Annotated in this window: 23 protein-coding genes and 1 tRNA gene; 11 read left to right on the top strand and 13 right to left on the bottom strand. The window is 57.2% G+C overall.

The window, feature by feature from the left end; all coding sequences use genetic code 11:
- A partial coding sequence (locus CR254_RS16340) for a tyrosine-type recombinase/integrase (protein ID WP_145996762.1) occupies nt 1–856 on the top strand: 856 nt, incomplete at its 5' end.
- 87 nt (nt 857–943) lie between these two features.
- Here CR254_RS16340 and CR254_RS16335 read toward each other — a convergent pair.
- The 3 genes from CR254_RS16335 to CR254_RS16325 all read right to left on the bottom strand — a co-directional run bounded on the left by CR254_RS16335 (nt 944) and on the right by CR254_RS16325 (nt 3,677).
- Nucleotides 944–1,019, bottom strand: a tRNA-Thr gene (locus CR254_RS16335).
- A gap of 43 nt (nt 1,020–1,062) precedes the next feature.
- The gene (locus tag CR254_RS16330; RefSeq protein WP_097931892.1) at nt 1,063–3,318 is read right to left on the bottom strand and encodes an AsmA family protein; all 2,256 of its coding nucleotides are present in this window, start codon (nt 3,316–3,318) and stop codon (nt 1,063–1,065) included.
- An 89-nt stretch (nt 3,319–3,407) separates the two neighbouring features.
- Nucleotides 3,408–3,677: a DUF2312 domain-containing protein gene (locus tag CR254_RS16325; RefSeq protein WP_097931890.1), complete on the bottom strand. Its 270-nt coding sequence runs from the start codon at nt 3,675–3,677 to the stop codon at nt 3,408–3,410.
- A 131-nt stretch (nt 3,678–3,808) separates the two neighbouring features.
- On the opposite strand from CR254_RS16325, the gene CR254_RS16320 reads away from it, so the two are divergent.
- Nucleotides 3,809–4,021 carry a hypothetical protein gene (locus tag CR254_RS16320; RefSeq protein ID WP_097931888.1) on the top strand — a complete coding sequence of 71 codons (213 nt, stop codon included), beginning with the start codon at nt 3,809–3,811 and terminating at the stop codon, nt 4,019–4,021.
- Nucleotides 4,022–4,034: 13 nt separating this feature from the next.
- Here the strand turns inward: CR254_RS16320 and CR254_RS16315 are convergent, their stop codons facing one another.
- Together CR254_RS16315 and CR254_RS16310 are read right to left on the bottom strand one after the other, a co-directional pair.
- Nucleotides 4,035–5,009 (bottom strand): alpha/beta hydrolase, encoded by a 975-nt coding sequence (locus CR254_RS16315; RefSeq protein ID WP_097931886.1) that lies wholly within the window; start codon nt 5,007–5,009, stop codon nt 4,035–4,037.
- Between the two features lie 108 nt (nt 5,010–5,117).
- Nucleotides 5,118–5,876: an alpha/beta fold hydrolase gene (locus CR254_RS16310; protein WP_097931884.1), complete on the bottom strand. Its 759-nt coding sequence runs from the start codon at nt 5,874–5,876 to the stop codon at nt 5,118–5,120.
- Between CR254_RS16310 and CR254_RS16305 the strand changes: the two genes are divergently transcribed.
- Together CR254_RS16305 and thrS are read left to right on the top strand one after the other, a co-directional pair.
- The gene (locus CR254_RS16305; RefSeq protein ID WP_097931882.1) at nt 5,875–7,071 is read left to right on the top strand and encodes a glycosyltransferase family 4 protein; all 1,197 of its coding nucleotides are present in this window, start codon (nt 5,875–5,877) and stop codon (nt 7,069–7,071) included. The genes CR254_RS16310 and CR254_RS16305 overlap by 2 nt on opposite strands.
- 103 nt (nt 7,072–7,174) lie before the next feature.
- Nucleotides 7,175–9,127 carry a threonine--tRNA ligase gene (gene thrS, locus CR254_RS16300; RefSeq protein ID WP_097931880.1) on the top strand — a complete coding sequence of 651 codons (1,953 nt, stop codon included), beginning with the start codon at nt 7,175–7,177 and terminating at the stop codon, nt 9,125–9,127.
- Between the two features lie 53 nt (nt 9,128–9,180).
- Here the strand turns inward: thrS and CR254_RS16295 are convergent, their stop codons facing one another.
- Genes CR254_RS16295 through CR254_RS16285 form a run of 3 tightly spaced genes read right to left on the bottom strand, consistent with a single transcriptional unit; the run spans nt 9,181 to nt 11,148 of the window.
- Complete coding sequence (locus tag CR254_RS16295) at nt 9,181–9,816, bottom strand: hypothetical protein (RefSeq protein ID WP_097931878.1); 636 nt, start codon at nt 9,814–9,816, stop codon at nt 9,181–9,183.
- Nucleotides 9,817–9,828: 12 nt separating this feature from the next.
- Complete coding sequence (locus CR254_RS16290) at nt 9,829–10,476, bottom strand: lysoplasmalogenase family protein (RefSeq protein ID WP_097931876.1); 648 nt, start codon at nt 10,474–10,476, stop codon at nt 9,829–9,831.
- 39 nt (nt 10,477–10,515) lie between these two features.
- Entirely contained in the window at nt 10,516–11,148 is a 633-nt protein-coding gene (locus CR254_RS16285) for a hypothetical protein (RefSeq protein WP_097931874.1), read from the bottom strand.
- A 27-nt stretch (nt 11,149–11,175) separates the two neighbouring features.
- Here CR254_RS16285 and infC point away from each other — a divergent pair, with 27 nt between their 5' ends.
- Both infC and CR254_RS16275 read left to right on the top strand, forming a co-directional pair.
- Nucleotides 11,176–11,862 (top strand): translation initiation factor IF-3, encoded by a 687-nt coding sequence (infC, locus tag CR254_RS16280; protein ID WP_425440294.1) that lies wholly within the window; start codon nt 11,176–11,178, stop codon nt 11,860–11,862.
- Nucleotides 11,863–12,023: 161 nt separating this feature from the next.
- Nucleotides 12,024–12,896 carry a lysophospholipid acyltransferase family protein gene (locus CR254_RS16275; RefSeq protein WP_097931872.1) on the top strand — a complete coding sequence of 291 codons (873 nt, stop codon included), beginning with the start codon at nt 12,024–12,026 and terminating at the stop codon, nt 12,894–12,896.
- A gap of 3 nt (nt 12,897–12,899) precedes the next feature.
- Here CR254_RS16275 and CR254_RS16270 read toward each other — a convergent pair whose 3' ends face one another.
- Together CR254_RS16270 and acnA are read right to left on the bottom strand one after the other, a co-directional pair.
- A complete protein-coding gene (locus CR254_RS16270; protein ID WP_097931870.1) occupies nt 12,900–13,601 on the bottom strand; it encodes a DUF1223 domain-containing protein in 702 nt (233 codons plus the stop codon).
- A 190-nt stretch (nt 13,602–13,791) separates the two neighbouring features.
- Nucleotides 13,792–16,560, bottom strand: coding sequence for an aconitate hydratase AcnA (gene acnA, locus CR254_RS16265; protein ID WP_097931869.1), 2,769 nt, complete (start codon nt 16,558–16,560; stop codon nt 13,792–13,794).
- A gap of 210 nt (nt 16,561–16,770) precedes the next feature.
- On the opposite strand from acnA, the gene ccmA reads away from it, so the two are divergent.
- Genes ccmA through CR254_RS16250 form a run of 3 tightly spaced genes read left to right on the top strand, consistent with a single transcriptional unit; the run spans nt 16,771 to nt 18,556 of the window.
- A complete protein-coding gene (ccmA, locus tag CR254_RS16260) occupies nt 16,771–17,415 on the top strand; it encodes a heme ABC exporter ATP-binding protein CcmA (RefSeq protein ID WP_097931867.1) in 645 nt (214 codons plus the stop codon).
- Nucleotides 17,412–18,077, top strand: a complete 666-nt coding sequence (gene ccmB, locus CR254_RS16255; protein WP_097931865.1) for a heme exporter protein CcmB — start codon at nt 17,412–17,414, stop codon at nt 18,075–18,077. The genes ccmA and ccmB overlap by 4 nt, the downstream gene beginning before the upstream one ends.
- Before the next feature lie 8 nt (nt 18,078–18,085).
- Nucleotides 18,086–18,556: a methyltransferase family protein gene (locus CR254_RS16250; RefSeq protein WP_097931863.1), complete on the top strand. Its 471-nt coding sequence runs from the start codon at nt 18,086–18,088 to the stop codon at nt 18,554–18,556.
- Nucleotides 18,557–18,571: 15 nt separating this feature from the next.
- Here the strand turns inward: CR254_RS16250 and CR254_RS16245 are convergent, their stop codons facing one another.
- The gene (locus tag CR254_RS16245) at nt 18,572–18,940 is read right to left on the bottom strand and encodes a nuclear transport factor 2 family protein (RefSeq protein ID WP_097931862.1); all 369 of its coding nucleotides are present in this window, start codon (nt 18,938–18,940) and stop codon (nt 18,572–18,574) included.
- A gap of 101 nt (nt 18,941–19,041) precedes the next feature.
- On the opposite strand from CR254_RS16245, the gene CR254_RS16240 reads away from it, so the two are divergent.
- The gene (locus CR254_RS16240; RefSeq protein ID WP_425440295.1) at nt 19,042–20,658 is read left to right on the top strand and encodes a peptide chain release factor 3; all 1,617 of its coding nucleotides are present in this window, start codon (nt 19,042–19,044) and stop codon (nt 20,656–20,658) included.
- Nucleotides 20,659–20,694: 36 nt separating this feature from the next.
- Here the strand turns inward: CR254_RS16240 and CR254_RS16235 are convergent, their stop codons facing one another.
- On the bottom strand, nt 20,695–20,967 hold the full coding sequence (locus tag CR254_RS16235) for a hypothetical protein (RefSeq protein ID WP_097931860.1): 273 nt from the start codon (nt 20,965–20,967) through the stop codon (nt 20,695–20,697).
- 114 nt (nt 20,968–21,081) lie between these two features.
- The gene (locus tag CR254_RS16230; RefSeq protein ID WP_097931859.1) at nt 21,082–21,894 is read right to left on the bottom strand and encodes a ferredoxin--NADP reductase; all 813 of its coding nucleotides are present in this window, start codon (nt 21,892–21,894) and stop codon (nt 21,082–21,084) included.
- Between the two features lie 228 nt (nt 21,895–22,122).
- Here CR254_RS16230 and CR254_RS16225 point away from each other — a divergent pair, with 228 nt between their 5' ends.
- On the top strand, nt 22,123–23,751 hold the full coding sequence (locus tag CR254_RS16225; protein WP_097931857.1) for a DEAD/DEAH box helicase: 1,629 nt from the start codon (nt 22,123–22,125) through the stop codon (nt 23,749–23,751).
- The last annotated feature ends 16 nt before the right edge of the window (nt 23,752–23,767 follow it).

Below are 23,767 nucleotides of genomic sequence, written 5' to 3'. Positions count from 1 at the left end.
CTGTTCTTCGCTGAAACGGCTTCTCTTCATCGTCTGTCTCCTTCTTGGAGAACAGGCTAACTCAAAACACCGGACTTTTCAGGGGAGCAGGTCAACTGATATCCATACACTATCCCCCGACATGCTCATGTCCGAGTTAAGAACCTCACACATCTCCCGCCTTGTATCCGCACGGCAAAACGAAGGGTTACGCGCCAACAGCATCAACATCGAACTTCGCTTCATACAGCGAACCTACAACCTGTGTCAGAAGGACTGGGAATTTGCCGTATTTCAGGGGGTCAGCTTCAAAGCTCTGAAGGGTTTCCAGAAGACCCGCTATTTCGATCTGGAGGAAGAACGATGCATCTTAGAGGCCCTACAAGGGGGGCAGGACAACAACATCAACCAAAGGGCATACGACCTATTCGTAACCCTCCTAGACACCGGGATGAGGCTTGGAGAGGCTCTGTCGCTGGAGTGGTCAGATATCCGACTGAGCCAAAGATCGATTGAGGTCTATCGGCAGAAAACCAAGATCGTTTCCACCCTTTCAATCAGTGAACGTGTCGCAAACGTGCTCGAAAGGAGGATGTGCTTTCAACGACCGTTTAGTGAAATGGATCGCCCTGTCCGTGTGCTTCGTCAAACGATAGCCTCGACATGCAACGCCAACCCTCGATTAGCAGCCCAGCGCGGGGCAGCAACGATTCACACTTGCAGGGACACCTTTGCGTCCCGAATGATCATGCAAGGGCTTTCGATCTACAAACTCTCGAAGCTCCTCGGACATGCTTCTGTTGTTATGACGCAGAAATATGCCCACATTGATCAGGACAGGGTGGCAGACGAAGCCAGGAAGCTTCTGGATCGGTAACGCATGTCACGTATACGTCACGTTGCCCAACAATAGAAATTTTCGACCAACTATAAGGTAAAATTTCTAAGCTAAATCATGAAGTTATGGTGCCCCCACACGGACTCGAACCGCGGACCTACTGATTACAAATCAGTTGCTCTACCAGCTGAGCTATAGGGGCACTGCGGAGCGATTTAGATGCTTCTGCGGGGGCTTGCAAGTGCTTACTTAAACAATCCACGCAATACATCTAATCCACCGCCTTCACCGCGGATTGCATCGTCGAAATCACTCAATGCGCCGCGGGCTGCGCTCTCCGGATCTTGGCCCGCAGCAAGGTCGCTTCTGAAGCGCTCAACAGCGTCATCAGCCTGTGCGCGCAGAGCGTCCTCGTAGGCACCTAGATCGGGGCGGTAGCTTAGATCGGACCATGGGCCGGATATCTCGACCGGGATGGCAACGCCTGCACTATCCTGACTGCCGCCCTGCCCTGTCAAATCTGTGGTCACACGGGGAATAAGCTTTACGTTCAACCGCCTAGCGGGCAGGGAAACCGTTCCCTCACCCGTCAATCGCAACAGTGGGCTAAGCGCCGATAGCTGCTGAATCTGCAGAACTCCATCCACGGAACCCATACTAATATGGGCCTCGGTAAAGTCTGTTTTGGCATCCTGCTGGACCGCTCCGGTCAAGTTTCGCCCGATCTCAGCCAGGTTCACACCGCGCAGCGCTCCATCCGCAAGATCAACGGTAATGGGGCCGTTTAGGGTGTTTGTCAGGCCTGAAAAATTCGCACCACTTGCAGTCAGCGAAGCAGATAAATTTCCACTGCCCTCGACCCGATCGGTCTGAGTTGTGGCGGCGAGTACCTGCTCGATTCGGATATCGCGCATGGCAATCTGCGATTCGATTCTCTGCGAGTCGGCATTCAGGCGGATATTGCCGGATAGATCGCCCCCGAATCCTTCAATACGGTTGAGTTGTATCTGGCCCTGACCGTCCCGCATGAGGACCCCAACATCGCTTTGCCCTAGCTGCACTACACCAGTATCCAGTGACGCAATCACCAACGACAGATCGAGGTCGGCAACCCGCAACATCTGCCAAGGTAGAGCCGACTGATCCCACGCGCCCGATTGCTGCGCCGGTGCAGGCTCCGCATCGCTGGCGACCATAGCGTCGGCAAGAACGACATGGCCCACACGCAACGCTCCCGTCAGATTGGGGGTATCCGCCATGCCGACACCCAGATCGCCCTCAACCGTCAGCTCTGTAAGCTCCATGGAGAGCTGACTAAGCTGCACCCCATCCGGCCGCAGGGCAATCAATGTACGCAACGCAACCGGCCCCTGTGCTACATGCGGTAGATCGCCCTGCCCCGCGCCCGCCCAGCCCGCAAACCACGGGATGCTGTCGACATCAACAGCAAGGCGACCATCGGCGTGGCCCTGTACATCAACCGTTCCGGCAAAGCTGGCGGAGAGATGGTTTTGCGCTGTCACTGCGAATTCGGTGTTCAAAGGTGCGCCCAATACACCATCCGCATTCAAATTGAGGTCTACGCGCACATCATCCCGGTCAGCACGTCCTGCTACCTCGATCAGAAAGCCACTGTCGTGCAGGCCAATCGTTCCATCCAGCCGGACGTCGGAAATCACTCCTGCCACGTCGGGTAATGGCGCTAGGCCCAGCGCATTTAGCGCCTCGGATACTGATGAAATCTCGACCTCGAAACTTGCGTCCCCAGTCCCGACGCTAACATCAGCGATTTGCCCGCGCGCCGATATATCCGCAACATCCGAAGTTACCTGAGCGGCTATATCCAGACGTGAGAGTTGCGCCAGCGGCAGATCGCTCTCAACCTCTACATTCACCTGAAAGGCCGTCATGTTATAGCGGACCGCACCCTGCATCATCGCCTGCCGGTCATCTGCATCATAGGCCACCTCCAGATCGATTTGATCCAGTGTGTCACTGCGCCCTGAGCGGTAATCGGTCAGGCGCACGGTTCCATTGGTGATATCGGCAGCAAGCTGTGCCAGTCGCTGTGTTGAACCGCCGCCACTGCCCCCAACCGGATCTGCGTTGTCATTCGCAAACTGCCAATTCGCACGACCATCGGGCGCGATTTCCAGATTGATTTGAGGAGTATCAAAGCTAAGGCGCCTAATCTCGATCCGGCCGGATAACAGCGCCATGGGCGAAACCGCGATCGTCGCGCCCTGCGCACGCAGCATTTCCGGCCCCTGCGCCCAATCAGCATTGCTGACCGTCAACGGACCGGTAGAGATACCCAGATCAGGCCAGAGTGAGGGCTGGAAGCCGCCTGTCAGCGTAAGCTTGCGCCCTGTCGCTGCCTCCAGTCGGTTAGAGGCAACCTCGGCAATACGCTCGGTCGGCAGGGCAACAAATAGCGCAGTTATGAAAACCACGCCAAGGATGCCCAAAACCAGAAATAGCCGCCCAATTGTTCCGCGCATCAGTCCCTCCTACGGTTGCGTTACATGCAGCAACCGAGGGGGAGGATAAGACGGGCGCACCACTGCGCGCCACATCTTAGTTCATCGCATTACATGTCCAGCGCTTCACGGTAGAGCTGCAACACGGCTTCTTCCTCACTGATTTCTTGAGGGTCCTTGGCACGCAGGGCGATCAGCTTGCGCAATGCCTTGGTGTCATAGCCACGGCCCTTTGCCTCGGCCATGACTTCTTTTTGTTGTTCGGCGACAACTTTTTTCTCTTCGTTCAGCCGCTCCATCCGCTCCACGAAGGAGCGCAGCTCACCCACGGTAATCCGGTACTGCGAGCTAGGGCCATTATCGTCGTCAGTTACGTCCATTATTCGTCCTCACGGGTGATCTGGGAAACGCGCGGACCATACGCAGGACCGCCGCTCGCGTCTAGCGCACTTGCACAGAACGCGAACAGCCCTTACCCCCAGTGACGAAACGTCGAGGTAAGGACTGCGCAATGACCATTCTGATCGTGATCGGAGCCGTAACAACATTTCTGGGCATTGCTGGCCTAGGCTATTGTATCCGCGAGGCTATGCGCATTCGCACCGGCGGAATGTCCCCCGAGGAGTCCAAGGTAAAGCTGCGCGGTCTTGTCGCCGTCAACATGGCAGCTGTCGGCGTTGCATTTCTCGGCCTTGCCATGGTTGTGGCCGGCGTCATCCTGTGATGCAAACGCCTCCCTAATTGGGAAGCGTCGCAATCCAGCGGATCATCGCCTGCTGAACGGGGGCGGTCATACCCGGCGACACAATATCACCGGCGATGACATGGGCGTAGGGATCAGCATCGACGCTTAGCTCGGGGTTGATGATCTCAACCGGTCCACCCCACTCTGCCGCGACCTCACGGGTTACGCTGTGATCTATGACCTGATCGTCATCCGAGAACATAAACAGCGCGGGCACTGTGGTTTCGCTAAACGGCATCAAGCCCGCCGCCTGTACCGAAGCCGCCATCGGCAGCAGGGCCAGTGTGGGATACCTGGTTGTCCAGAAACGCTCATGCTCTGGGTTTGCTGCCTCGAACGAGCGTTCAGCCCCCGCGACAGTTGGCCCCCAGTAGCGCACGAGTGGCAACGTCAGGATAGCTGCCGACGGGTTTGCTACCTGAAAATTCGGGGATACAAAGATGATCCCTGCCAAGTCCTGCTCAATCCGCGCATCAAAGGCGCCAAGTGCCGCGATCGTACCTCCGGTTGAGGTGGTCATCACGATCACGCGCTCCCCCAGACGTGCGCCAATGGCAATCGCCTCGGCGTAATCGTTGATCCATGCGGGCACAGTCGCCTCTGCCATTGCATCGCCACCACGGCCGTGTCCGGTTAGGCGTGTGTAGTACAGGTTTGCACCCAATGCCTGCGCCACATTGTCAGGCACGGGCCGGATTTCCTCGGACGTGGCAGAGAACCCGTGGATATAGACGATGGAATAGGTCGTGCGTGCACCCACATCCCCCGCCCACTGGATACGCTTCTGCGTACCGGGCGTGATATCATCGAACTGCGCCTCACTTGCCGCGAGGTATAGGTCGATATCATCGCCCAGATCCGAGCTGGAAAAGGTGATAGGCCCCTCAACCGGTTCGCGTGGCGCGAACAGCAAGAAGCCCGTTACCAATATGGCCAGAACGATAAAGATGGCGGCAATTATGCGCATGTCAGTCCCCGTTTACCTGTATGTCGGGCAACCTACTTAGGACATTTGCGCAATCAAAGCTGATTGTCAGATGCCGTGGCGGAATTCGTCCGATGCATTCCGTACCAGCTAGCAAATTTCCATTACCGTTTTCTGAATTAATGCCAGACATTCCGGCGAGCTGAACCGGTGATCCGCACCTTTGACAAAGGTCAGCCGCATATCTGCACAGTCCGCATGGTCGATCAGTTTGAGTGGTCGCGACATATCCACATCCACATCCGCAGTTCCGTGCAGCAGGTGGACAGGAAATGGCAGCGGCAGCCTATCCCGCAGAACCAACTGATTGCGACCGTCCTCGATCAGTTTCTGGGTAATCACATAGGGTCCGTCATCATAATCACTGGGCAACTCCACCCGCCCCTGCGCTGTCAGAGCCGCGCGCTGATCCGCATCAAAGCTGGCCCACATCGAATCTTCGGTGAAATCTGGTGCTGCGGCGATGCCAACCAAACCAGCCACACGCTCAGGCATGTGCCGCGCCAGCAGCAGGGATATCCAGCCCCCCATGGAGGAACCGACCAGAACTTGCGGTCCCGTCGTCAGCGCGGACACAACATCCATTGCATCGCGGAACCAGTCACCGATGCAGCCATCCTCGAACGCGCCGGAGCTATCCCCATGGCCTGTATAGTCAAATCGCAGAAAGGCGCGGCCCTGTGCGCGGGCCCATGCCTGCAAATCCACGGCCTTTGTTCCGCCCATATCCGAGCGGAAACCGCCTAGAAAGACGATACCGGGCTTGTCCGCCCCTCTCGCCTCAGCCATTGTACGATGGAAGGCGATTTCCCGCCGATCATCCGGTGTGAATACCTCAAAGGACGTCATGAATAGTTCCGATCAAATCGCAGATTCTGGATCCGATCCTGCCCGTCCTATGACGGTCCTGCAACTGGTTCCGACATTGGAAACCGGTGGGGTTGAGCGTGGCGCGATCGAAATCGTCCGCGCCCTTACCGCTGCGGGCCATCGCGCACTTGTTGTCAGCGCAGGTGGGCGGATGGAGCCACAACTGCGCCGCGCCGGTGGTGAACTGTTCCAAATGAATATCGGGTCCAAGAATCCGGTAACGATCTGGCGCAATGCCCGCGCCCTGCAAAAAATCATCCGTGACGAAAACGTAGATATCGTTCACGCCCGATCCCGCGCGCCCGCATGGGCCGGCTGGAACGCAGTGCGCGCAACCGGCACACGCTTCATCACCACATATCACGGCGTTTATAATGAGGGCGGCATCCCCTTTAAGCGCTGGTATAACTCGGTCATGGCGCGCGGCAATCCGGTGATCGCAGTATCAGAACATGTTGCCAGCGTTATTCAGGCACGGCACCGCATTCCCGCCTCGCGCATTGTTACAATCCCCCGTGGCGCCGATATTCAAAGCTTCGCCGAGGAGGTTGTGACCAGTGAGCGCACAATCAGCCTGGCCCAATCATGGGGCGCGATTGAGGATTCCCGCCCCATCGTCATGCTTCCCGGTCGCCTGACACGGTGGAAGGGTGCCGAGGATCTGATCGCAGCCACCGCGTTGATCAAACAGCGCAATCCCGATTTCGACATGCAAATCGTTCTGGTTGGCGATGATAGCGGATCGGGCTACGGCGCAACGTTGGAGCAAGCAGTCCGCACCGCCGGATTGACGGATGTGGTGCGCATGGTCGGACACTGCGCCGATATGGAGGCCGCCTATAAGCTGAGCGCGGTTGTTGTTAGCGCCAGTCGTGAGCCAGAGGCATTTGGCCGTGTCGCTGTTGAGGCACAGGCCATGGGCCGCCCCATCATCGCGACCGCACATGGCGGCAGTCTGGAAACGGTTGAGGATGGCGTCACCGGCTGGCTGTACCCCCCCGGTGACGTGAATGCATTGGCCGACTCGGTTGAGGCAGCAATGTCGCTGGATGACAGCGCCCGCGCCCATATGGGCATGGCCGCCCGCGCTCGAATCCGGTCCCGCTTTACTGTGGAGCAGATGCAGATGGCGACCTTGGCCGTTTATGCCGACGATCCGGCGCAATCCGACTAATTCCCATATCTGCTTGACGCAGTTGGCCCGCGTCAGTCATACCCCTCATGCACATAACCGCAACCGGGCGCACTCGTAGGCGCCGAACCGTAGGAGGCCCATGATGGCCCAGATCACGATCACACTGCCCGATGGCGCACAGCGCATGTATGAGGCAGGGATTACCGGAGGTGAGGTTGCTGCAGATATCTCGAAATCACTGGGCAAGCAGGCCATTGCCTGCACGCTAGACGGTCAGTTCCGCGACCTGTCCCGCCCGATCGAGAATGATGCGCAACTCGCCATTCACACAATCAAGGACGAGGCCGAAGCGCTGGAGCTGATCCGGCACGATTCCGCCCACATCATGGCCCGTGCCGTGCAGGAAATCTGGCCTGACGTAAAGGTCACAATCGGACCTGTTATCGCCAATGGCTGGTACTACGATTTTGATCGCGAGGAACCCTTCACGCCTGAGGACCTTGAGGCGATCGAGAAAAAGATGCGTGACATCATCACCCTGCGCGATCCCGTTCGCACAGAAACATGGGAGCGCGCCCGCGCTATTGCTCATTACGAAGCCGCGAACGAACCATTCAAGGTTGAGTTGATCGACGCCATTCCAGAGGGCGAAGACCTGCGGATGTACTGGCACGGCGATTGGCAGGATCTGTGCCGCGGCCCACACCTCGCCCATACCGGTCAGGTGCCTGCGGATGCGTTCAAACTGACCCGCGTTTCCGGTGCCTATTGGCGTGGCGACTCGAAGAACAAACAGCTTCAGCGCATCTACGGCGTTGCCTTCCGCACTCGGCAGGAGCTGAAGGCGCATCTTCTACAAGTCGAGGAGGCCGCAAAACGCGATCACCGTCGCTTGGCCAAGGAGATGGACCTGTTCCACCTGCAAGAGGAAGCGCCCGGCATGGTGTTCTGGCACCCCAATGGCTGGAGCATCTATCGCGGGCTTGAGGAATATATGCGCCGTCGTCAGATCGAGGACGGCTACAAGGAAATCCGCACACCTCAGGTTGTGGATCGCAAGTTGTGGGAGGCCTCCGGCCACTGGGACAAATATCGCGAAAACATGTTCATCACCGAGATTGATGAGGAACATGCAAATGAAAAGCGGACGAATGCGCTAAAGCCGATGAACTGTCCGTGCCACGTTCAGGTCTATAACCAAGGCCTGAAATCCTATCGCGACTTGCCCCTGCGTCTGGCCGAATTCGGTTCGTGCCATCGCTACGAGGCATCCGGCGCGATGCACGGCCTGATGCGTGTGCGTGGTTTTGTTCAGGATGATGGGCACATCTTCTGCACGCAGGAGCAGATTCAGGAGGAATGCGCCAAGTTCATCCAGCTCCTCAGCCGCGTGTACAAGGATCTCGGCTTTGACGAGTTCAAGATCAAGTTCTCCACCCGCCCTGATCAGCGTATCGGCACCGATGCTGAATGGGATGTAACCGAAGGCGCACTGGAATCCGCGATCAAATCCATCGGTATGGATTATGAAGTCGATCCCGGTGAGGGCGCATTTTACGGCCCCAAGCTGGACTTCAAGCTGACCGACGCGATTGGCCGCGAATGGCAGTGCGGCACGTTCCAAGTAGACAGCCAACTGCCCGAGCGTCTAGGCGCGGAATATGTGGGTGAGGACAGCGACAAGCACCGTCCCTTCATGCTGCACCGCGCGGTTCTCGGCTCGTTCGAGCGCTTCATCGGTATCCTGATTGAGAACTACGCGGGTAAGCTGCCCTTCTGGCTGGCCCCACGTCAGGTCGTCGTAGCGTCCATCGTATCGGATGCGGATGATTTCGTGAACGCAACGGTTGAGATGCTGCGCAAGCAGGGCATTCGTGCCGAGGCAGACACCCGCAACGAGAAGATCAACTACAAGGTCCGTGAGCATTCACTGGGCAAAGTGCCGGTGATCCTAGCTGTCGGTCGCCAAGAGGTCGAGAACGGCACCGTGTCTATGCGCCGCTTGGGTGAAAAACAGTCCGTGGTTCTGCCACGCGAGGACGTGTTGGCTACATTGAGCAACGAGGCATTGGCACCCGATCAGGTTGCACGCTGATCACTCGAAGCCAATCAACGCGGCGGTATCTATCGCCGCGTTGCTGCCCGATCCTACGCGAATTCGGTTAAACCGATGATCGTAAATATCTGGGCCATCATATACATGCACCACACCATTGGACATATCAGCCGCCGCATCGGCGCCGTCTGTTCCAGGAAAATCACCGTCAAACAGTGAAACAAGCCTGCCGCGAAAAACAGCGATGTCGTGTAGCTGATTATCATCATCTCACCACCGACCATCTGCCCCAGCGCGAATTGCAATAACCCGACGGTCGATTGCAGCACGCATATGTGCCAGTGCCTTTGTTGTGAGCGCAGGCACATGATGATGACCACTCCGGTCGTGCAGGTAGCCAACAAGATTGCCGGACCCGCCTCAATAATCGAGCGGTTGGCCAGTGCCAGATACTCAACCATATAAATCGCATGAACCGCGCCGAAGGTTATCGCGCTCATCACCACCCAATTGAGCGCACCGCGACTGCTGCCGAAATCACCCAGCACAGCAAAGCAAATAGCGATAATCACATGGTTTGGCGCGCCAATCAGCGTGGCCCAGATCAGGATCGCGACCATAGCAGACGTTTTGGTTAACGTCCGTTCCCATGATGGGCGCTGCCATGATCGCAGCAGGCCATAATCCAGCCCCGCGCCCACCCCGATCAAAAGGAACAGGATCGCCATTCTAGTCCCCACTCATTCCGCGCCACCAATCATCATCAACGTCAATCCTGCATGGTAAAACACCCAGATGATAGGTCCGACAACACGCAAAAATCGATACTTCTTGTTGAACAGGATCACCTCAAACCCTAACAAAAGTAGTGTGATCAGGTAAAATGTCAGGCCGAGCATCAGTAGTGGTCGTCCCGGGGATGCACCCAGACCCAATGAAAACAGCAGCATCGTGCAGAAAAAATACGGAATCAGTAGCAGGTTTCCGCCCTTCAGCTTGGGCCAAACCATGGCAAAAAACCCACCTGAAACGCCAAAAACGCCCAAAATACCAACCAGCGGTGCCTCAATCCCCACCCACAGAACAAATACGAACCATATGCATGTCAGTAACTGCATCGAGGCCGACGCGATAACAGCAACGAAGAACAGACGGTCACTGCGGAGACTTTTCAGACAATCAGCCACCGCGCATAGCAGTAGACCCACGCAGAACAGCTCCGACACGCCGCCCAACCATGCAGCCACCGCCAATGCAAGAATTGACATCGTCTTACTAACCGATCGCGGTACGGACACGGCTCGCAGCTGGAAATAGCCCACATAAATCACAGAGCTGATGAGTGATATCACCAGCGCGGCAATCGTAAACGCGTTAATCTCATACATATGCTGGTTCTGTACTGGGGGCGGGCACTTGCATTAACGTTATCCGCAAAATGCGACGAAGAACATTAGTAATGACGTGTAGTAAGATATCCAGACAGAATGCCCCGCGAGAACGGCCTCAATCTCGTTTCTGCGCAGCATGTAAATTTCCAGCGAAATTAAAACTTGCGACAAAACATAGAACAGCATGCCGATAACTGCGAATTGCCCGTAAGTATCGGTACCCAACGCGACATAGGTGGATGCAAGCATCCCCACAGAATAGCAAATAATTGCAACGCGTGATCGCACCAGCCCGCCCCAGATCAACATGAAATACCCGACCCAAATTCCTCCAAGCCCGATCGCCGCTACGAACGGGGCATCAATGCCGGTCCATGCTGTTAAAAACGTGAGGCATAGGAAAATTTGCGCCATTAGCGCGACAGCCAAGGCAACGAAAAAATCGTCACCGTCCTCACGTGCTAAAATGGCATCGCACAGCGCAGCAGATGCGAAATAAAAAACCAGTGTTATTGGTGCGCCTTCGATGATTGTCGCCACCATCAAGCTGCCGGCCGCGGTTGCTTTAACCAATGCGCGGCGGCGCGATGGCGGGGCCTTACGATAAAGCACGAGATAAAGGGTCGCCGCGACAGCAGAAATTGCGACCAAAATCCCTTGAAAAATCACGAAAGCCTCCCGACATAACGGTTTGAGTTGATAAACTCTATTGACCCAAAGGCAAAGAGGCTCCACTTAAGCCTCCTGTTGCCCTGCTTTGCGCGCGCGGGTCAAGTCTGTGCGCGTGGAGTAAAATATGATATACGCGATCTGTCACCACAGAAGGACGAGAAGACCATAGCCAGAAGACCGCACAATGCGCCCCCAACCCGCGACACGGGACCCCGTGTCAATGACCGCATCCGCTCGAACGAAATTCGCCTGATCGGCGCTGACGGCGAACAGGTAGGCGTTGTTACGCCTCGTCGTGGCATTGAACTTGCGGAGGAGGCAGGTCTCGACCTCGTGGAAATCTCCCCGAACGCCGAGCCGCCCGTCTGTAAGATCATGGATTTCGGCAAGTTCAAATATGAACAGCAGAAACGTGAATCCGAGGCGCGTAAAAAGCAAAAGACGATCGAGGTGAAGGAGGTGAAGTTCCGCCCCAACACCGACACGCATGATTACGACGTCAAAATGCGCAACGTGATGAAGTTCCTCGAAGGTGGGGATAAAGTTAAAGTCACATTGCGTTTTCGTGGCCGCGAAATGGCGCACCAGGATCTGGGCCGTATTCTTCTCAACCGCGTCGCTGACGATGTTGAGGGTACAGGCAAGATCGACAATATGCCCCGCGTTGAGGGCCGCCAGATGGTTATGATGATTTCGCCGGTTAAGACCTAACGGCCGGATCTGCGATAGGAATATGAAAGGCGGCGCAGATGCGTCGCCTTTTTCGTCTCTACCATTTCGACGCCACGTTGCCCCGTCACACCGATGGCCCGCAACGCGCAACTCGGATAGAGATGTAGCAACAGCAACGACATCGATGGGGCTAGCCTCGCATGACGATCCAGCGCCGCCTGACAGATATCGGGCACTACCTCTCCAATGCAGTTCTGCGTGTATTGGGCAAGGCATTGCGCCTATTGCCCTACTCCCGCCGTTTGCGTGTCGGATCGTGGATCGGCCGCGCTGTCTTGATGCGCGTGCCCGCGGCACGAAAGCGTGTGCACCGCAATCTGGATATGGTCATGCCGCAGTTGACCAAAGCGGATCGTGACCGGCTGATTACAGGTATCGGCGATAATTTCGGGCGCGTGTTGGTCGAAGAAATGATGATGGCCGATGTCGTATCCGACCCCACGCGATTTCGCGCCAGCGGCGATGGGCTGGAGGCGTTGGTGACCGCGCAAGAACAGGGACGTGGTGCGATCATTGCATCAGCCCACTACGGCAACTGGGAGGGCGCGCGCGCCTCCGCCTTGGCCCAAGGGGTTGAGATTGCGGGGGTTTATCGCACGCATAACAACCCCTATTACAACGCGGATTTCGTGGCGGCCTTGCGCACATTAAGCCCGAATGCCTTCTCAAAGGGACGGCAGGGAACGCGCGATTTAATCAAGCATCTGCGCGGTGGTGGCGTCGCTGAAATCCTGGTGGATCAAAAGCAGACCGGTGCGCCACTTATCGATTTTCTGGGTCATCCGGCTGAGACAACGCTGACAGCGGCCAAACTGGCGCTAAGCATGAATATCCCGCTGATTCCGGTCATCACTTTCCGCGCCGCGGATGGGGAGACCTTTGACAGCGTATTCGCCGCACCGATCCCGCCCAGTGATGAGCATACGATGATGGCGGCTGTTAACGACCAGCTCAGCGTATGGATTCGTGAGCGGCCCGAGCAGTGGTTCTGGTTCCATCGCCGCTGGAGGTAGAGATCAGCGTTCCATCCGAGCGGCTGCCAGAACGGGCCCGACGCGGCCTTGCTGCACGATCACAGCCACACCCTTACCCATAGCAGGCGCGGGTGCGACCAGCTCCATACGCTGACCGTCCCAATCGCCCAGACGCATCCAATCCGTGACTACGTTTGTGTAGGTCACAGTTTGACCGCCATTTTCGCCACGCGGGATCTGCAATTCCTGTGGCAAAGCATAGCTGACAATGTGAACAACGCCATTCAGCCCCTCACGACGCGGAATGATCACGACCAGCAAGCGACCGTTCTGCTCCGTCAACTCAATCGTCGCAGGCGCCGGGGTGGCTGCTGCCGCATCAATCGCGGTCAGGACGTCATCACGACGGTGGCCAACGGCGGACACTTCGCCCTGTATCATCATCTGCGGTGTAAAGACGGAACGGGTATTGTGGGCAACGGCGTAGCTGCGCTGCCTTTGGGTCATCTCCGGCGATGCAAACGGATCGCTCCAGCCTAGATAGTCCCAGTAATCGACATGCAGTGACAATGCGATAACGTCTTCACGTTCCGCCAATTCGCCCAAGAACTCATCAGCCGGCGGGCAGGAGGAACACCCCTGCGAAGTAAATAGCTCAACCACCACGGGATTGCTCTGCGCGACGGCGCTACTTGCAGCAGCGGATAGCAGCGTGGCAATCAGTGCAACTTTGCGCAGGACCATAAATCTACCTCGGATTATCTGTGTCGCTTATAGCTAAGTGCAGCATTCGGTCGGGTCCAATCAAGTGTTCGGGAGTTACCGAGCCAATGCATGTTTGAACTGTGTCACAAATATCGAAACATGCTGGTTTCACTGGCTTAAAACGAAAAAGGGGCACCGAAGCGCCCCTTTCCCTCTATTTTTAGCGCGATTACGACGCGGCAAGGTTGCGCAGCACATAGTGCAACACGCCGCCATTTTCGACATATTCGATCTCAACCTCGGTATCGATCCGGCATTTCAGCGTGATGTCCTTCACCGCGCCGTCGCCATATGTGATCGTCGCGGGAACATTGCTGAGCGGCTTCAGATCGCCCGCAAGTCCGGTGATCGAAACCGTTTCATCCCCCTTCAACGCCAGAGTTTTGCGCGTATCACCAGCGGTAAATTCGAACGGGATAACGCCCATACCGACGAGGTTCGAGCGGTGGATACGCTCGAAATTCTCGGCGATGACAGCCTTTACGCCCAACAGGTTGGTGCCCTTTGCTGCCCAGTCACGGCTGGAGCCTGCGCCATATTGCTCACCACCAAAGATGACCAACGGGGTGCCTTGCTCTTGATATTCCATAGCAGCGTCAAAGATCGAGGTCTGTTCGCCACTGGGGGACAGGGTATAACCGCCCTCGACACCATCCAGCATCTCGTTCCGGATGCGGATATTGGCGAAGGTACCGCGCATCATCACCTCGTGATTGCCGCGACGCGATCCGTAGGAGTTGAACTCACGCACGGGCACCTGATGCTCGACCAGATATTTACCGGCAGGTGTCGTCTCCTTGAACGAACCGGCGGGTGAGATGTGGTCCGTCGTCACCATATCGCCCAGAATTGCCAGAACCTTGGCATCAGTGATGTCCGAGATTACGCCTGCTTCCTTGGCCATGTCGCGGAAATACGGTGGGTTCTGCACATAGGTGGATGCTGCGGGCCAGTCATAGGTTTCACTATCCGTGGTCTCCACGCCCTGCCATTTGTCGTCGCCCTTGAACACGTCAGCATATTTTGACTGGAATGCCTCACGCGTTACGGTTGCCTGCACGAGCTCGGCGATTTCTGCCTGCGATGGCCAGATATCCTTGAGGTAAACGTCGTTGCCGTCCTTATCCTTGCCCAGCGACGCCGTGGTAATGTCCACGTTCATATCACCGACCAAGGCATAGGCCACGACCAGCGGTGGCGACGCGAGGTAGTTCGCCCGCACATCTGGGGAAATCCGACCCTCGAAGTTACGGTTGCCCGACAGGACAGAAACCCCGATCAGATCATTATCGTTGATGCATTTCGAGATTTCAGGCGCCAGCGGACCGGAATTGCCGATACAGGTCGTGCAGCCATAACCGACGAGGTTAAAGCCGATGGCGTCCAGATCGTCCTGCAACTCGGCTGCCTCCAGATAGGCGGAAACCACCTGCGAACCGGGGGCCAACGATGTCTTGACCCATGGCTTGCGGTTCAGACCCAGCGCACGCGCCTTACGCGCCACCAGACCGGCCCCGATCATCACATATGGGTTCGAGGTATTGGTACAGGACGTGATCGAGGCAATGACGATCGAGCCATCATGCATCTGATAGCCGCTTTCCTCGGTCTTAACGTAGCCCAGCTTGTGGTGCCCCTCGTTTCCGGGGATGTCCTGCGGCTCGGGCTGCCCGCCCTCTGCGGTCCAACGGACCTCGGCTGTATCGGATGCGCCGGGGCGTTGCCCCTTAACATAGGCGGCAAATTCGGATGCGGCAGAGGTCAGAGCAATATGATCCTGCGGGCGTTTCGGGCCGGAAATCGCGGGCACAACCGTGCTCATATCCAGCTCCAGCGTGTCGGTATAGACAGGCTCATATCCCGGGTCGCGCCACATGCCGTTCGCCTTGGCATAGGCCTCAACCAGCGCGATTGTATCCTCATCACGGCCCGTTTGGGTCAGGTAGCGGATTGTCTCGCCATCAATCGGGAAGAAGCCGCAGGTCGCGCCATATTCCGGCGCCATGTTGCCGATGGTCGCACGATCCGCCAGCGGTACGTTGTCCAGCCCGTCGCCGTAGAATTCGACAAATTTCGACACCACGCCCTTGGCCCGCAACAACTCAACCACCTTCAGCACAAGGTCGGTTGCTGTTGTCCCTTCTGGCATCGCACCGGTCAGCTTGAAGCCGATAACCTCTGGGATCAGCATCGAGATCGGCTGCCCCAGCATCGCGGCCTCCGCCTCGATCCCGCCAACGCCCCAACCAAGGACAGCCGCGCCGTTGACCATGGTGGTGTGGGAATCCGTACCGACCAATGTATCAGGATAGGCCACGACCTCACCATTCTGATCCTTGTCGGACCAGACGGTTTTGGCGAGGTATTCAAGGTTCACCTGATGGCAGATGCCGGTTCCGGGCGGCACAACGCGGAAGTTATCGAACGCCTTTTGGCCCCATTTCAGGAACTGATAACGCTCCATATTCCGTTCATATTCACGGTCCACGTTCATCTGGAATGCACGCGGGTTTCCGAACTCATCAATCATGACGGAGTGGTCAATGACCAGATCGACAGGGTTCAGCGGGTTAATCTTTTGCGCATCGCCACCCAAGGCCACAATCCCGTCGCGCATCGCGGCAAGGTCAACAACAGCCGGCACGCCGGTGAAATCCTGCATCAACACGCGGGCGGGACGATAGGCGATCTCGCGCGGGTTCTTGCCGCCCAGCTTCGCCCACTCGGCAAAGGCCTTGATGTCATCGGTCGAGACGGTCTTGCCGTCCTCGAACCGAAGCATGTTTTCCAGCACAACCTTCAGCACCGCAGGCAAGCGGGAGAAGTCGCCCAGGCCCGCCTCCTGCGCGGCGGAAATCGAATAATAGGCGAAGGATGCGCCGCCGGAACTAAGCGTCCGGCGCGTGTTGTTGCTGTCCTGACCGACGGTAATGGGCATGGGAACCTCTTCCTTGCTGGTTTGACGGCGCGCCACAAATCAGTGGGCGATACAATCTGACTTAGCACGGAGCATCGTGTCTTCCAGCCGGTGCACCGTGCTTTCACAACTCATATATGTGAATTTCATGTGAAATGCAATGAATTGTACACATAGGTATACCGCGCAAATCCCCTTTCGATAACGCGCCGCCTCAGGTAGCCATGAGGCATGGAATTGAATGTACATAATCTGGGCTGCTTGCGCGGCGGGCGACGCATTCTGGCGGATGTGTCGCTACAGCTTTCCGCCGGTCAGGGCATCGCATTGCAGGGACCAAATGGCGTAGGAAAATCAACGCTGATCCGCGCGCTATGCGGCCTGATCCCGCACAGCGGGCGCGCACAAGTGGGCGAATTTAAGCTAGGTTCGGATGGCTGGCTGGATCAAATCGCCTATGCCGGGCATCAGGACGCCATCAAATCCGCGCTGAGCGTTTCCGAAAATCTGCGCTTCTGGGCGGCCCTATTTAATGGCGACGCGGCGGCCGCGCTGGACCGGTTCGACCTATCCCAAATCGCGGATCGACCCGCTGGGCTATGCTCTGCCGGACAGAAACGTCGGTTGGGTCTTGCGCGGCTGGTTCTGACAAAGCGTCCACTATGGCTGCTGGATGAGCCCACGGTATCGCTCGACACGACACATACGGCCCTGTTTGCCGAGGTTCTGGCACAGCACCTCGCGCAGGGCGGATTGGCGATTGTTGCGACCCATATCGATCTGGGTCTGCCCCTGCGCCAGCATTTGCTCTCAGCACCTAAAACCGTCGAGGGCTTGGATATTGCCGACCCGTTTCTAGCCGGAGATTTCGGATGAGCCCCGCCCGCGCCCTGCTGGTGCGAGAGATCCAGCTGGCGGTTCGTGCTGGTGGTGGTGCCGGCCTTGGCCTTGCGTTTTTTCTGATCGTTGTGCTGCTGGCGCCGCTGGGCATCGGGCCGGATCAGGTTTTGCTGGCACAGGTCGCGCCGGGCCTGTTGTGGATCGCCGCCCTGCTCGCCTGCCTGCTGTCACTGGATCGGTTATTTCAGGCGGATCATGAGGATGGAACGCTGGATATCCTTGCGCTGTCGCCATTGCCGTTGGAGGGGATCGTCGCGATCAAGGCGCTGGCCCATTGGCTGACCACCGGTTTGCCATTGGTGCTGGCCGCGCCGGTGCTGGCACTAACGCTGAACCTGCCTGATGCCGCGCAACCAATGTTAGTACTAGGATTGCTGCTAGGCACGCCTGCCCTGTCCGCAATCGGTGCGATTGGGGCCGCGATTACCGTTGGTCTGCGCCGTGGTGGATTGCTGCTATCGCTATTGGTTCTGCCACTATACGTGCCGACATTGATATTTGGTGCCCAAATCGCAAGCCGCGCGGCGGATGGGCTGAAGGCCGGCGCCTCGCTTCCCTTCCTTGCAGGCACGTCACTGCTCGTGCTGGCCGCTGGCCCCTTTGTCGCCGCGGCTGCATTGCGCGTAAACCTGAGATAGGATCGAAAATGGCCAATGCTGACAGCCCAAACATTGTGTTCTATCCACCCGTGCTGTTCGCTATGGCGCCAATTGTCGCGCTGGTTCTGCAACGGATCGCGCCACTGGGCCTGTTGGAACCGGCGGGCGATGTTCAGCAAGCTGTTGGCATTGCAATCTTGGCCCTTGCCCTAGCGCTTGGCCTATGGGGTGTCGTCGTTTTCAAGCGGGCGGGAACCAATGTCAGCCCCCACACACCCGCGCTGCTGATCGTTAGCAGTGGGCCGTATCGCTTCAGCCGCAACCCGATGTATATCGCGATTGAACTGGTCCAACTGGGCCTAGGACTGGCCGTATCTATGGAGTGGTCGATCATCATCGCGCCACTGGCACTCATCGCACTGCATTACGGCGTTGTCCTGCGTGAGGAAGCCTATCTGACAGAAAAGTTCGGCGATCAATATACCGAATACAAACAACAAACCCGCCGGTGGCTGTAGCAGCCCCTGCCCTGCTCACATCGCGTAGAAAAATTCCTCACGTACGATTTTGCCATCAGCGACGGTGTAGATTGCGACCTCCTGCATTTGGCTGCGCTGGTTGCTGGGCTTGTGCGTTGTGTCCATTTCGAAAATCACGGCAAAGCGGCCATCGCCATGGGGCATCGGGTCTGAGACTGTAACCTCGTGCACCTCGAAGTTATCGGCCCACCATTGGTGCTTGCCGTAAATCCCCTCAACACCCTGCGTGATGCGTGAGCCTGTCCCGCCATCCGCTGCCTCAACCGATACAGCATCTGCTGCATATAATGTGTCGAGCGCCTCGTTATCCTTACCCTCGCGGCAAAACGTTACCAATGCCTGAGCAATTTCTAGCGTGTTCATCAGAACCTCCCAGCGTTCACCAATTGTTCTAACGCTAGCAGATTCGCATGATCCGACCAAGCCGCGTCGGAACGATTGCGCCCGAACGTCCACAGCGCTATATGCCGCCCATGTCAGATCGCGCCCATAACATCCCAGATTTGCCTGCCGAGATTGCCCGGCGGCGGACCTTTGCCATCATCTCGCATCCCGATGCGGGCAAGACGACCCTGACGGAGAAATTCCTGCTATATGGCGGTGCGATCCAAATGGCGGGTCAGGTCCGTGCAAAGGGTGAGGCGCGGCGCACGCGCTCCGACTTTATGCAGATGGAAAAGGACCGCGGCATCTCTGTCTCTGCCTCTGCCATGTCGTTTGAATTTGGCGAGTTCTGGTTCAATCTGGTCGATACGCCGGGCCACTCGGATTTTTCCGAGGATACCTATCGTACCCTGACCGCAGTTGATGCCGCCGTGATGGTGATCGACGGCGCCAAGGGTGTGGAAAGCCAGACGCAGAAACTGTTCGAGGTTTGCCGCCTGCGCGATCTGCCGATTCTGACGTTCTGTAACAAAATGGACCGTGAGAGCCGCGATACTTTCGAGATTATCGACGAAATCCAGGAAAACCTCGCCATCGATGTGACGCCGGCCAGCTGGCCAATCGGCGTCGGGCGTGAGTTTCTGGGCTGCTACGACATGCTCAACGACCGGCTGGAATTGATGGATCGAGCCGACCGGAACACGGTCGCGAAGAGCGTTTCGATCGAGGGCCTGGACGATCCTAAACTGGCGGAGCATATCCCCGCCGAATTGCTGGAAAAACTGCGCGAAGATGTGGAAATGGCGCGTGAGCTACTGCCGCCATTTAACCGTCAGGATTTTCTGGACGGCACGCTGACGCCGATCTGGTTCGGCTCGGCCATTAACTCGTTTGGCGTGCGCGAATTGATGCGCGGCATCAGCGATTTCGGGCCAGAGCCGCAGGTTCGCCCCGCCCACCCCCGCTCAATCAGTCCTGATGAGAAGAAGGTTGCCGGCTTTGTCTTTAAAGTTCAGGCGAATATGGACCCCAAACATCGGGACCGCGTTGCTTTCGTGCGCCTATGCTCGGGCCACTTCAAACGCGGGATGAAGGTGCACCACGTTCGGACCAAGAAGCCGATGGCGGTTTCCAACCCCGTAATGTTCCTCGCCTCGGATCGCGAGCTGGCTGAGGAGGCATGGGCCGGCGATATCATCGGCATCCCCAACCATGGCCAGCTGCGCATCGGTGATGCATTGACCGAGGGTGAGGAGCTGAAATTCACCGGCATCCCGTCCTTTGCACCCGAATTGCTGCAATCCGTGCGTGCCGGCGATCCGATGAAGGCCAAGCATCTGGATAAGGCCCTGCAACAATTCGCCGAGGAAGGCGCCGCCAAGATCTTCAAACCAATGATCGGCTCCGGCGCGATTGTTGGCGTTGTCGGGCAGTTGCAGTTCGAGGTTCTGGCCAGCCGGATCGAGCTGGAATACGGCCTGCCCGTCCGGTTCGAGCCGTCGCAATTCACCTCTGCCCGTTGGGTCAATGGCCCACAGGCGGAAATCGACCGCTTTGCCAACACGAATAAGGGCCATATGGCCACAGACCATGATGGCGACCCAGTATTCCTGACGCGCCTGCAATGGGATATTGATCGGGTTGAACGTGATTGGCCCGAGCTGTCGCTGACAGCGATCAAACAGATGATGGTTTAATGGACAGCGCCCGCGGCAATGCGGGCGCACCCATATCTATCTACTTTTCCGCATCTCACGCAGCGTGCGCAGGTGATCCTGCTTTTCAGCCTCAGTGCGACCACGAACCACAACTTTATCCTGCGCCATAATTCTCATCAGGCGGCGAATGCCGAAAATGAGCGAGAACACGAGGATGCCACCGGCAACCATCGCGACCAGCTCCCAGAATTGCATCGTCGTGTTGATAATTTCACAGGCCCAATCGCAATGGGCACGTTCGTGGCCAGGCACGTAGCGATGGCCGATATGTTCATCAATGTCTTCCATACGGACCGTGATTTCACTGCTATCACGGCCCGTCTGTGCGTTTTGTCACGCACGCTCAGCATACATAAAATGCGATATATTTATCGTCGGCACAGGTTGTCGCTGACCCGAAATTCAGTCAACAAATGCCTTCTCAATGACGAAATCACCGGGTTCGGAATTTGACCCCTCGCGCATTCCTGCATCTTCGCAAATCTGCTTATGTTCCCTGAGCATTTCCATCGAGCCACAGATCATCACACGGTCGGTGGCTGGGTCCAACGCCGCGCCTGTCGCATCGGCAAAACGGCCATCGCGCAGCCAATCCGTCATCCGCCCCATCGCGCCCGAGGTTTCGCGTGTCGTTGTCGCGATCAATCGTAACTTGTCCCCGACGATCTCCGGCAGGAACTCATGCTCTGCGATTTGCGAAATCAAATGGTGGCCGTAATCCAGCTCACCCGCGTCACGGCAAGTTTGAGTTAGAATCACCTCGTCGAACTTCTCATAGGTCTCCGGATCACGGATCACACTGGCAAATGGAGCGATTCCCGTGCCGGTGGAGAACATAATCAAGCGTTTGCCCGGGGTCAGCGCGTCATGAACCAGCGTGCCAACCGGTTTTGCGCGCATGACAATCTCATCGCCCACCTTCAGATGCTGCAATCGGGATGTTAGCGGGCCGTCATCAACCTTGATCGAGTAGAATTCCAGCTCCTCCTCCCATGCGGGGCTAGCGATAGAGTAGGCACGCATCAGGGCCTTTTCTCCATTAACCAGACCAATCATGGCAAATTCACCGGAACGGAACCGCAATGTAGCGGGGCGTTCACAGGTAAAGCTGAACGTGCGGTCGGTCCAATGTCGGACAGAAGTGACCTTCAGAAAGACGACTCCCTTCAGGCCCTTGGGCAGGTCATCAATCGGCGTGGCGGAAGTATAGGTCATCTGTGGGCTCCTTTTGACGCGCAATTACGCCTCCACCCGTTGTCGTGCAAGCACACGTGGCGTTAGATCGCAGGTAAACCGCAGCAATTTGCAAGTTTCATTGACATTTAGGCCGCTAACAGGCATCACGCGCGCAGTTTACGAAGCGCCACCGATCCGGGTGGCACCGGTCGCTGCAGTGAAGGCGGCCTACCATGGCGCCGCATCTAAACCGCGCGAAGGAAACACATGACCAAATTCTCCGATCTGGAACTTGATGAAAAGGTTCTGAAAGCTGTTGCTGAAGCAGGCTACGATACCCCGACCCCCATTCAGGAACAGGCGATCCCCCACGCATTGATGGGCAAGGACGTTCTGGGCATTGCGCAGACCGGAACCGGAAAAACAGCCAGCTTTACCCTGCCGATGATTTCGATCCTCGCACAGGGCCGTGCAAAGGCACGTATGCCACGCTCGCTGATCCTATGCCCCACGCGTGAGTTGGCAGCGCAGGTTGCAGAGAATTTCGAGACCTACGGAAAATATCACAAGCTCAGCATGGCGTTGCTGATCGGTGGCGTCAGCTTCAAGGATCAGGACAAACTGATCGACCGCGGCGTGGACGTTCTGATCGCAACGCCGGGCCGTCTGCTGGACCATCACGAGCGTGGCAAACTGATGCTGACCGGCGTTCAGGTTATGGTGATCGATGAGGCGGATCGCATGCTCGACATGGGATTCATCCCCGATATCGAGCGGATCTTTGGCCTGACTCCGTTCACCCGCCAGACGCTGTTTTTCTCCGCCACGATGGCGCCTGAGATCACCCGCATCACCGAGACATTCCTGCACAATCCCGTTCGGGTTGAGGTTGCACGTCAGGCAACCACCTCCGACACGATCGAGCAGGCGGTTATCGTCCACCAGACATCCGGTAAAAAGGGCGCTGATGGTGAGAAGCGTGAGGTTCTACGCCGCGTGATCGAGGCTGAGACAGAGCTGAACAACGGCATAATCTTCTGCAACCGCAAACGTGACGTGGATATTGTTGCCAAGTCGCTGAAAAAGCACGGCATGGATGCGGCGGCCATTCACGGTGATCTGGATCAGTCCCTACGCATGAAGACCCTTAACGGCTTCCGCGATGGTGAATTGAAGCTGCTGGTCGCATCCGATGTTGCCGCACGCGGCTTGGACATTCCGAACGTGTCACATGTGTTCAACTTCGACGTTCCGATCCACTCCGAGGATTACGTCCACCGCATTGGCCGGACCGGCCGCGCAGGACGTAAGGGTAAAGCGATCATGATCTGCTTCCCGCATGAGGAAAAATACCTCGAAAAGATCGAAGAACTGGTGAAACAGCCGATCCCGCGTCTGGAAAGCCCGCTCAAGGCGGATGAGACCCCTGCTCCGGCAGAGGCGACCGAGGAAAAACCTGCCCGCAGCCGCTCCCGGACCCGCACACGCAAGGCAGAGGCAAAGCCTGCCGAGGTAGCCGCACCGGTTGAGACAGCGCCAGAGCCTACCCCACAAAAGGCCGCTGAGCCTGAGCAGAAGCCTGCACAGGAGCGGACTCGCGGTGGACGTGGCCGTGGTCGCAATAATAACGAGCAGCCACAGGAAAACACACGGAACGAGCGGAACGCAGCGTCTGACCGTAACAACGGCAACTCCAATGACCGACAGGAGCGTGGCAATAATCGTGGCCGCGGTCGTGGCGGACGTGGTGGCGATGATAACCGCGTTGTTGGCATGGGCGATCACATCCCCGCCTTCATGTTGCGTGAAATCAAAATCCCAACGTCCACCCGCACTGCCAAGGTTGCGGATAAGGACGAAAGCTCTGATGAGAGTGGAGAAGGCGCAGCCGCCTGATCCTGCCCTTACGGTA

Origin of the sequence: Pontivivens marinum (assembly GCF_900231835.1) — a bacterium.
In the GTDB taxonomy this organism is placed as follows: domain Bacteria; phylum Pseudomonadota; class Alphaproteobacteria; order Rhodobacterales; family Rhodobacteraceae; genus Pontivivens; species Pontivivens marinum.
Note: the sequence above shows the minus strand (reverse complement) of the source record. Positions and strands in the feature narration are given on the sequence as shown.

What these genes read in the sequence shown, in the direction of transcription:
- ccmB (WP_097931865.1), top strand. Translation starts at nt 17,412, where the DNA reads ATGAGCCCCGCCCGCGCCCTGCTGGTGCGAGAGATCCAGCTGGCGGTT.
- CR254_RS16230 (WP_097931859.1), bottom strand. Translation starts at nt 21,894, where the DNA reads ATGACCTATACTTCCGCCACGCCGATTGATGACCTGCCCAAGGGCCTG.
- CR254_RS16245 (WP_097931862.1), bottom strand. Translation starts at nt 18,940, where the DNA reads ATGAACACGCTAGAAATTGCTCAGGCATTGGTAACGTTTTGCCGCGAG.
- thrS (WP_097931880.1), top strand. Translation starts at nt 7,175, where the DNA reads ATGGCCCAGATCACGATCACACTGCCCGATGGCGCACAGCGCATGTAT.
- ccmA (WP_097931867.1), top strand. Translation starts at nt 16,771, where the DNA reads ATGGAATTGAATGTACATAATCTGGGCTGCTTGCGCGGCGGGCGACGC.
- CR254_RS16305 (WP_097931882.1), top strand. Translation starts at nt 5,875, where the DNA reads ATGAATAGTTCCGATCAAATCGCAGATTCTGGATCCGATCCTGCCCGT.
- CR254_RS16315 (WP_097931886.1), bottom strand. Translation starts at nt 5,009, where the DNA reads ATGCGCATAATTGCCGCCATCTTTATCGTTCTGGCCATATTGGTAACG.
- CR254_RS16235 (WP_097931860.1), bottom strand. Translation starts at nt 20,967, where the DNA reads ATGGAAGACATTGATGAACATATCGGCCATCGCTACGTGCCTGGCCAC.
- CR254_RS16290 (WP_097931876.1), bottom strand. Translation starts at nt 10,476, where the DNA reads ATGTATGAGATTAACGCGTTTACGATTGCCGCGCTGGTGATATCACTC.
- CR254_RS16325 (WP_097931890.1), bottom strand. Translation starts at nt 3,677, where the DNA reads ATGGACGTAACTGACGACGATAATGGCCCTAGCTCGCAGTACCGGATT.
- CR254_RS16225 (WP_097931857.1), top strand. Translation starts at nt 22,123, where the DNA reads ATGACCAAATTCTCCGATCTGGAACTTGATGAAAAGGTTCTGAAAGCT.
- CR254_RS16240 (WP_425440295.1), top strand. Translation starts at nt 19,042, where the DNA reads ATGCCGCCCATGTCAGATCGCGCCCATAACATCCCAGATTTGCCTGCC.
- CR254_RS16320 (WP_097931888.1), top strand. Translation starts at nt 3,809, where the DNA reads ATGACCATTCTGATCGTGATCGGAGCCGTAACAACATTTCTGGGCATT.
- acnA (WP_097931869.1), bottom strand. Translation starts at nt 16,560, where the DNA reads ATGCCCATTACCGTCGGTCAGGACAGCAACAACACGCGCCGGACGCTT.
- CR254_RS16275 (WP_097931872.1), top strand. Translation starts at nt 12,024, where the DNA reads ATGACGATCCAGCGCCGCCTGACAGATATCGGGCACTACCTCTCCAAT.
- CR254_RS16250 (WP_097931863.1), top strand. Translation starts at nt 18,086, where the DNA reads ATGGCCAATGCTGACAGCCCAAACATTGTGTTCTATCCACCCGTGCTG.
- CR254_RS16330 (WP_097931892.1), bottom strand. Translation starts at nt 3,318, where the DNA reads ATGCGCGGAACAATTGGGCGGCTATTTCTGGTTTTGGGCATCCTTGGC.
- CR254_RS16310 (WP_097931884.1), bottom strand. Translation starts at nt 5,876, where the DNA reads ATGACGTCCTTTGAGGTATTCACACCGGATGATCGGCGGGAAATCGCC.
- CR254_RS16270 (WP_097931870.1), bottom strand. Translation starts at nt 13,601, where the DNA reads ATGGTCCTGCGCAAAGTTGCACTGATTGCCACGCTGCTATCCGCTGCT.
- CR254_RS16295 (WP_097931878.1), bottom strand. Translation starts at nt 9,816, where the DNA reads ATGGCGATCCTGTTCCTTTTGATCGGGGTGGGCGCGGGGCTGGATTAT.